We start from the raw sequence: 7,392 nt of genomic DNA, 5'->3' as shown, positions 1-7,392 counted from the left end.
GGCGCGCCGTTTCAGTATAAACATTTGCCGTGTTTATATTGATAGAGGGGAACGGCGTGACAATATTCATCGTGCTTACACGTTTATATCAATTAATGTACCGAGTACATCGTCGGCGGTTTGTATCGATTTAGCGTTCGCCTTCGCGTTAAACTCTTCTACTTTTAAGTTTACCAACGCTTCATCTACACGCGCAGGCTGTGCCACCGGTGCGGTTATCGCTTCTGCTGAACGCGCAGCGGTCAGTTGGCGTTGCTGTGCTAATTGCGCATCATCTTGTTGCTCGATACTGGCACGGTTAATTTCTGCGCTGGCTTTTTCAATACCTTGGCTGGCGCGGTTAAACCCTTCCATGCCACTATTAAAGGCTGATCCTATGGGCATACTTTACCTCCGTAACTAACTAATAGCTAATTATCGTTCATCTTTTGTACAAAATAAAGCTTTCCGCGATGCTATTCATAGCTCTATTTTAAAGCATTGATTTAACAGCAGTTAAAAATTCATTTTTATGTGAAATAAACGGCGCATGCGATGCTTTATCTATTACCTCGTACTCAAATGCTGAATTGAGTGCCGCCATTTTTGCAATCGCTTTGTAAGGCACTAACGCATCTAAACGACCAAATATAGCGCGTACAGGCACCGGGCACTGTGCAAATAGCGGGCGTAAGTCTTGCTGTTGTAAAATGTCTAACCCCGCCGTCAGTGCTGCTTCTTGTGGGGCATTATAGTGATTAAGTAATTGCTTCAGCTGTTTGATATCATCGCGCGCCGACGCGCTACCCATAGCTTGGATCGCTAAAAAGCGCTCAATGGTTTTTTCACGCTGATTAACCAATTGCTGTTTAAATTGCGCTAGTACATTGTCTTTAATACCTGGCCATTGCGCTTGCTCTGCAAACAACGGCGACGCAGCCACTAAAATCACTTTGGCTACTTTTTCTGGCCAATGCTGCGCAATATATAGCGCAAATAAGCCGCCTAAAGACCAGCCCATTAAAATTGATTGCGGCTTTAATTGCTCACTCAACAGCGCCGCAGCAGCGTGCAATGTATAAGGGTGAGGGCAAGCACTACTATTGCCATAGCCGGGCAAATCGACGCTACGTACTTCATCTGCGTGCAAAAACTCCAGTTCTGCTTGTACTAACTGCCACACTCCTTGGTTCATGCCCCAACCATGTAATAACACTAATTCATTTTGCATATTTGCCCAACCTTAACCAAACTTACTATTATCATAGCGTTTCAACCGCTAATTGTAATGAGTAGATTACCCCTATGGCGCATGCATTTATAAATTGGTTGTTTCCTGCGCACTGTGTGCTGTGCCAAAGCCCTGTTACGCCAGCACTCGGCTTGTGCCCATGTTGCTTAGCTGATTTACCACTGTTGGATTTAACTGAGCAAAAAAACTTATTACATCGCCCTGATATTATCGACATGTTTGCGCACTGTGAGTTTGATTTATTGTTTGCCTGTGCATTTTATCAACCACCATTTGAGCGCTGGCTGACACAGCTTAAATTTAATAATCAACTCCATTACAAAAGAGCGCTGCAGCAAGTGATCTCTCAACAGCTAGCGCATTTTTTTAGTGCCGATATGCCGCTGCCCGATCATTTTATTATTTTACCACTACACAAAAGTCGCTTTTTAACACGGGGCTTTAATCAGGTATCACAAGTATGGCACCCGTGCTTAACGCCATTTAAGCGGTTAAGCGATTGCTTACAGCGCAGTAAAAAAACCGCGGCGCAGTCTACCCTAAGCAAGGCTAAACGGGCAGAAAACCTGAACAATGCGTTTTTATGCACTGCCGATATGAGTGGCAAAACCGTGGCAATTGTTGATGACATAATGACCACGGGCGCCACACTCAATGCCGCCACCCGTGCCTTAAAACAAGCGGGTGCTAAACAGGTGTGGGCGTTTACTACCTGTTTAACCCCTATTTAACTTGTTAGTTGCCGCTGGCTCTAAAGGTATGACCAAAAAATAACGCATTGCTTAATAAACGACTGGTGCCGTACCAATATCCTCTGAATACTGGGTTATCGGTCATGGCAATAACACTGCCACGGCCATAAGAGTGCGCAATTAACCCTGCACCACCCGCTACTTGCTCCACATTTATCGCATCGGTAAACCCGGCTAACAGTGGCGCTTTAGTATAGGTAAGCACATTTACAAACGGCGCAGTTGAGGCTTCAAGTAACCAAGTGCTATTTTTAAATACCGGCAGAGTATTACGCTGCAGTGAAAAAGTAAGTGGATGCGTTAAATCAACATGGGTATTAAATATAGCCCCCGCAATACGCTGACGCCCAGCAAGGTGATCTTTATCGGCGTAGCTTAAGCCCTCGGTGTTAAACGCACTGGCTACATCTTCGCGTGATAAGTAACTGGCTTTTAATAGTTGCTGGTCAGCTAAAAATTTCGCGCCCCCTTTATGCCCCCAAATAACACCGCCTTTTCTAACCCAGCTTTTTATCGCTACTTTAGCGGCATCAGATAAGGCGCTGTAATTACCGTGCGCTAATACAATATGGCTGTAATTACTCAACTCAATTGCGTCTAAACGCGCTAGCTCAACAATGGTTGGCGCAACGCCAACAAAGCGGTCTAGGTAATACCACACTTCGCCCGCTTCATATTGGCTTACGCCTTTACCGCCAAGCAATAACACCTTAGGTGCAGTTACGACCGCCATGGTACGCGAACCTAAATCGGCCCCTTTACTGGTTAAACCTGACGTGATCGGCCGAATCGCAATGCCAAACTCATTTTGTGCTTGATTAAGCTGCGCCAGCCAATTGCTGTTGGTTTGCAAGCCCGCGGGAATAATAATACTGCCGGCAGCAAAGTCTTCCTCGGTGTTATTGGCGGTGCGCGCGGTTAACGCATTTAGCGCTACGCGCGCTTTAATACCTTGTTGCAGCAGGCTATTAAGCATTTTTGGCGCTAAACTATCGTCCCAGGCAAACGCAAAAGCATAGCCTGCGTTTAAAGGTTGGTGTTGAGTCGTTGGCATTGCTTGCCATGCGTCATCGGCAATATCTAAGCCCCAGTTACTTGTCACTTTAGCAAATGCTAAATTATACGCATGTGCCAGTGTCCAACCCGATACATCGTAAAAGGTATTATCGGCGAAGTTTTTTTGCTCGCTAAAAATGGCTTTTATTAAACGGTATTGCGGCTGTGCTAACGGCACATAATAACTATTGGCAGCAAACGTTTGGCCGGCAACGGTTAGCTCTTTATTCATCGCATATGCGTTAATTTGGTGCTGCTTTAATACGCTTAAAAAGTCGCTTACACGGCGGTTATCTCGCCCCCCTGCTATCACATACCCCTGAAAATTTTCATCTTTCGCTAACTCTATGGCTTGATTATAAAACTCAGCTTGGTAATCCAGTAACGCGGTTCGGTTTTCCAGCGCTGCCTTAAATGTAGATAAACTAGTGAGTAACTGATTCTTAATGGTAAACGCAAAGCTAAGTGGCCCATTGATGGTATCTTGAAGGTGGCCACGTGAGCTGGCTTGCTCAAACAAAATACCTATTCCGCCGTTTACATCTGGATAGGTTGAGCCCTTGCCATAATAAAAGTCGTCAAAGCTTTCCTCGGTAAAGTACAAGGCATTATTGTCATCTAACGTTTGCGCATGATAGTTAGCAATAGCCTTCGTTAAACTGACATTTTCATCTGGGGTGATGGGGTGTTTTCGCGATGGAATACCCGGCTGAAAAAAGTAGCTGCTATTGGGTCCCATTTCATGAAAGTCGGTTAAAATATTAGGTTTCCAGTGATGAAATTTAGCAATCCGAGCACGCGACTCAGGGTGCTGTAATAGCAACCAATCACGGTTGAGATCAAACCAATAATGGTTAGTACGACTACTCGGCCAACTTTCAACATGCTCACGCGTGACCGGATCTGACGATAGGGTCATACCACGGTTGCTATTGGCCCAATTAGCAAAGCGCGCTAAGCCATCGGGGTTTAATGAAGGGTCGAGTAAAATAACGGTGTTATTTAATAAGCGGTTAATTTCATCGCCTTGCGCGGCGGCTAAGTAATAAGCCACCAGCAACGCTGCGTTGCTGCCCGATGATTCATTACCATGTACGCTGTAGCCCATCCATACAACGGCAGGCGCCGTGGCCGACGGCGGCTTTTTTGTGGTTAAACGCGCTAAGTGTGCTTTTCTCAGCTGTTCAATATTGTTTAATTTATCAGGCGCAGTAATAGTTAACATGACCAACGGGCGCTGCTGATGGGTGCGTCCAATTACTTCATAATTAATACGGTCACTTGTTTGCGCCAGTATTTCCATATAACGCACCAACTGATCATGCCTTACATGCCAGTCACCGACTTGATAACCAAGCACTTGCTCTGGGGTGGGGATATTGGGATCAAATGCCACATCCGACTCAAAATAGTAAGACAATGGCTTAGCACCACTTGAAAAACTGAGCATCGCCACCATTATTGTTATTATCCAGCGCATATAATTCATCCAAAAAATGTTCGTTGTTTGCACGCTACCACTGCTTAAAATAGATGCCAACTTTTTACGCTCAACACTAGCCGCAACACGATGAGCGGAGTATGATATGCAGTATCCGAGTAATTTAGTCAGGTATAAAGCCGTTTTTTATGATTTCAATTTCCGAAACAGCACAAGCACATTTTGCTAAACTTTTAGCAGATCAAGCACAACAAACCAACATTCGTGTGTTTGTTGTCAACCCTGGTACATCACAAGCGGAGTGTGGTGTTTCTTATTGTCCAGAAGACGCCGTAGAAGCCAGCGACATTCGTTTAAACTTTAATGGTTTTGACGCCGTTGTTGATACCGAAAGCGCGCCCTTTTTAGAAGACGCTGAAATTGATTTTGTTACCGACAAAATGGGAACTCAGTTAACCCTAAAAGCACCCAATGCCAAAGCGCGTAAAATTGGTGATGATGCGTCGTTAAACGAGCGTGTACAACACATGCTAGAAACCGAAGTAAACCCACAATTAGCTAACCATGGCGGTCAAGTTAGTTTGGTAGAAATTACCGAAGCCGGTATTGCGGTACTGCAATTTGGTGGTGGGTGTAACGGTTGTTCTATGATCGATGTCACGTTAAAAGAAGGCATTGAAAAAGAGATGATTGCAAAGTTTGACGAAATCACCGGTGTGGCCGATATTACCGAGCACCAAGCGGGCGATCATTCGTACTATTAAGCTATGCTAAAGCCGCTTATTTATCGCTTAGGCAGTACGCCTAAGCTGAGCTTAAAGCGCTTTTTTCGCGGCGTAGCACTGTTTGTGCTCGCCGTGATATTTATTACCCTCGGTTACTACAGTCATTACAGCTTGCAAATTATTGGACTGATTATACTACTGCCTGCGTTATTTTTAGCTGCTTGGGGCTATGCCGGTATTTTTGCTAACCGCTTCTCGCAAGTACTAAAAAACATCGAGCCAACACATGACGACCCCGAGTTATGGAAATAACTGAGCTAATCTAATAATTGCTTCGTCGCTTTTAGCTGCAAGTATTTGACTATTAAGGTCACACCACGCAGCAACATAAAGCAACTCATTGCTAACCATAACGCATTATTACCCCATTGCTGAAACAGCAAAAACACCCCAAAAAAGCCCACACTGGCCGATAGCAACATGCTATTACGCATCGCTTTTGCCCGTGTTAAACCAACAAATACACCATCAAATAAAAAACAGCTCATAGAAAGTAACGGTAACGCAATAACCCAAGGTAAGTAATAGCTTGCGCTGCTGATCACCTCTGGAACATTGGTGAGTAAGGTAATAATATAGCCGCCAAACGCAGCAAAAAATAGGCTATAGGCTAAACCAAATAGCATGCCCCAAAACACGCTAATTTTAACCCACAGCTCAATCATGCGCACGCTTTGTTGCCCTTTAGCATGGCCTACTTTTGCTTCTGTAGCATAGGCTATGCCATCTAGGGCAAAGCTTACCAGCATTAAAAAGTTTAGTAATACCGCATTAGCCGCTAAGGTGGTTTCGCCAATACGCGCCGCGTAAAAGGTCATAAAACTAAAGCACAGTTGTAATATTAGCGAACGAATAAAAATATCGCGGTTTAGGCTGAGTAAATTAGCCATTTTTTTAATGCTAAACCAATGTGGTACCGCCAATTCTATGGTATGTTTTTTTGCGAGTTTAATAACTAACAGCAAGGCAAAAAGTAACGCCGTATAGTCGGCAATTAATGACGCCCACGCAGCACCCGCCACCGCCCAATCAAGCACCACAACAAAATAAATATCTAGCACTATATTGGTAATATTTGTCACTAATAATAAATAAAATGGGCCACGACCATAATGCATGCCTAGCATCCAGCCAAGTAACACTAAATTACATAATGCAGCGGGCGCACTAAAAATACGGATGCTAAAATACTCATAGGCTTGAGTGAGCACCGCGCTATTAGCTGCCGATAAATAAGCAATGGCGTGTTTTATCAAGGGCGACAGGGCTATTAGCAACAGAGCAACTAAGGTTGCCAATAAGAGGCTGCGCTTCAACAATGCGGCCAATTGGGTTACATCGTTTTGTCCGTATGCTTGGGCAACGAGGCCGGTGGTGCTCATTCTTAAAAAACCCGCCAGCCAAAATAATATCGAAATAACGGTGGAACCCAGCGCAATACCCGCTAAATAATGGGCGCTGCCTAAATGGCCAATCACAGCGGTATCAACAATTCCTAACAGTGGTACGGTAATATTTGATAATATCATCGGGCCTGCTAACAACAACAAGCTTTTATGGTGTGCTTTATTATGTATAAGAAATTGTTTCATTTAGTCTTATTTATCCTCATTAGTCTCTCACTGCGTGCCCACGCGGCGGTTATTTTACAGTATCATCACGTAAGTGAAACCTTGCCTGCCGTTACCAGTGTTAGTGCCGATACCTTTAATGAACACTTAAGTTATTTAAAACAGCATAACTTTAATGTGATCGCGCTCGATGAATTAATTACGGCGTTGCAGCAACAACAGACTCTACCAGAAAAAACCGTAGCAATTACCTTTGATGATGGTTATAACAATAATTATCAGCAAGCGGCACCCATACTGGAAAAGTTTGGCTACCCCTATACTATTTTTGTCAACCCTAAGCTAATAGACGAAGATAAGGGTTATGTAATGGGTTGGGAGCAACTGCGGGAGCTGGCACAAAAAGGCGCCCTGATTGCGAATCATAGTGCGCAACATGACTACCTACATCGTAAACTGGCAGGCGAAACTCAGACGCAGTGGCAAGCACGTATTAAGCAAGACATTCTGCACTCTCAGCAGCGTATCAAAGCAGAAATAGGCCACGATTATAAGT

General features: G+C 44.3%; 8 protein-coding genes. 4 read left to right on the top strand and 4 right to left on the bottom strand.

Features of this window, described 5'->3' with window-relative positions:
- Window positions 1–75 precede the first annotated feature (75 nt).
- Both ABYB02_RS12650 and bioH read right to left on the bottom strand, forming a co-directional pair.
- Window positions 76–384, bottom strand: coding sequence for a hypothetical protein (locus ABYB02_RS12650; protein ID WP_372762803.1), 309 nt, complete (start codon window positions 382–384; stop codon window positions 76–78).
- An 88-nt stretch (window positions 385–472) separates the two neighbouring features.
- Window positions 473–1,210, bottom strand: a complete 738-nt coding sequence (gene bioH, locus ABYB02_RS12645) for a pimeloyl-ACP methyl ester esterase BioH (RefSeq protein ID WP_372762802.1) — start codon at window positions 1,208–1,210, stop codon at window positions 473–475.
- A 74-nt stretch (window positions 1,211–1,284) separates the two neighbouring features.
- Between bioH and ABYB02_RS12640 the strand changes: the two genes are divergently transcribed.
- Window positions 1,285–1,962 carry a ComF family protein gene (locus ABYB02_RS12640; protein ID WP_372762801.1) on the top strand — a complete coding sequence of 226 codons (678 nt, stop codon included), beginning with the start codon at window positions 1,285–1,287 and terminating at the stop codon, window positions 1,960–1,962.
- A gap of 4 nt (window positions 1,963–1,966) precedes the next feature.
- Here ABYB02_RS12640 and ABYB02_RS12635 read toward each other — a convergent pair whose 3' ends face one another.
- Window positions 1,967–4,519: a M14 metallopeptidase family protein gene (locus tag ABYB02_RS12635; protein ID WP_372762800.1), complete on the bottom strand. Its 2,553-nt coding sequence runs from the start codon at window positions 4,517–4,519 to the stop codon at window positions 1,967–1,969.
- 149 nt (window positions 4,520–4,668) lie between these two features.
- Between ABYB02_RS12635 and nfuA the strand changes: the two genes are divergently transcribed.
- Together nfuA and ABYB02_RS12625 are read left to right on the top strand one after the other, a co-directional pair.
- Window positions 4,669–5,244: a Fe-S biogenesis protein NfuA gene (gene nfuA, locus ABYB02_RS12630; RefSeq protein ID WP_372762799.1), complete on the top strand. Its 576-nt coding sequence runs from the start codon at window positions 4,669–4,671 to the stop codon at window positions 5,242–5,244.
- A gap of 3 nt (window positions 5,245–5,247) precedes the next feature.
- Complete coding sequence (locus tag ABYB02_RS12625) at window positions 5,248–5,517, top strand: hypothetical protein (protein ID WP_372762798.1); 270 nt, start codon at window positions 5,248–5,250, stop codon at window positions 5,515–5,517.
- A gap of 5 nt (window positions 5,518–5,522) precedes the next feature.
- Here ABYB02_RS12625 and ABYB02_RS12620 read toward each other — a convergent pair whose 3' ends face one another.
- Window positions 5,523–6,857 (bottom strand): MATE family efflux transporter, encoded by a 1,335-nt coding sequence (locus ABYB02_RS12620; protein ID WP_372762797.1) that lies wholly within the window; start codon window positions 6,855–6,857, stop codon window positions 5,523–5,525.
- On the opposite strand from ABYB02_RS12620, the gene ABYB02_RS12615 reads away from it, so the two are divergent.
- On the top strand, window positions 6,837–7,392 hold a 556-nt coding region (locus ABYB02_RS12615), incomplete at its 3' end, for a polysaccharide deacetylase family protein (RefSeq protein WP_372762796.1). The genes ABYB02_RS12620 and ABYB02_RS12615 overlap by 21 nt on opposite strands.

It is taken from the genome of Pseudoalteromonas sp. (assembly GCF_041613455.1).
GTDB lineage: Bacteria > Pseudomonadota > Gammaproteobacteria > Enterobacterales > Alteromonadaceae > Pseudoalteromonas.
Note: the sequence above shows the minus strand (reverse complement) of the source record. Positions and strands in the feature narration are given on the sequence as shown.

What these genes read in the sequence shown, in the direction of transcription:
- ABYB02_RS12650 (WP_372762803.1), bottom strand. Translation starts at nt 384, where the DNA reads ATGCCCATAGGATCAGCCTTTAATAGTGGCATGGAAGGGTTTAACCGC.
- bioH (WP_372762802.1), bottom strand. Translation starts at nt 1,210, where the DNA reads ATGCAAAATGAATTAGTGTTATTACATGGTTGGGGCATGAACCAAGGA.
- ABYB02_RS12640 (WP_372762801.1), top strand. Translation starts at nt 1,285, where the DNA reads ATGGCGCATGCATTTATAAATTGGTTGTTTCCTGCGCACTGTGTGCTG.
- ABYB02_RS12635 (WP_372762800.1), bottom strand. Translation starts at nt 4,519, where the DNA reads ATGCGCTGGATAATAACAATAATGGTGGCGATGCTCAGTTTTTCAAGT.
- nfuA (WP_372762799.1), top strand. Translation starts at nt 4,669, where the DNA reads ATGATTTCAATTTCCGAAACAGCACAAGCACATTTTGCTAAACTTTTA.
- ABYB02_RS12625 (WP_372762798.1), top strand. Translation starts at nt 5,248, where the DNA reads ATGCTAAAGCCGCTTATTTATCGCTTAGGCAGTACGCCTAAGCTGAGC.
- ABYB02_RS12620 (WP_372762797.1), bottom strand. Translation starts at nt 6,857, where the DNA reads ATGAAACAATTTCTTATACATAATAAAGCACACCATAAAAGCTTGTTG.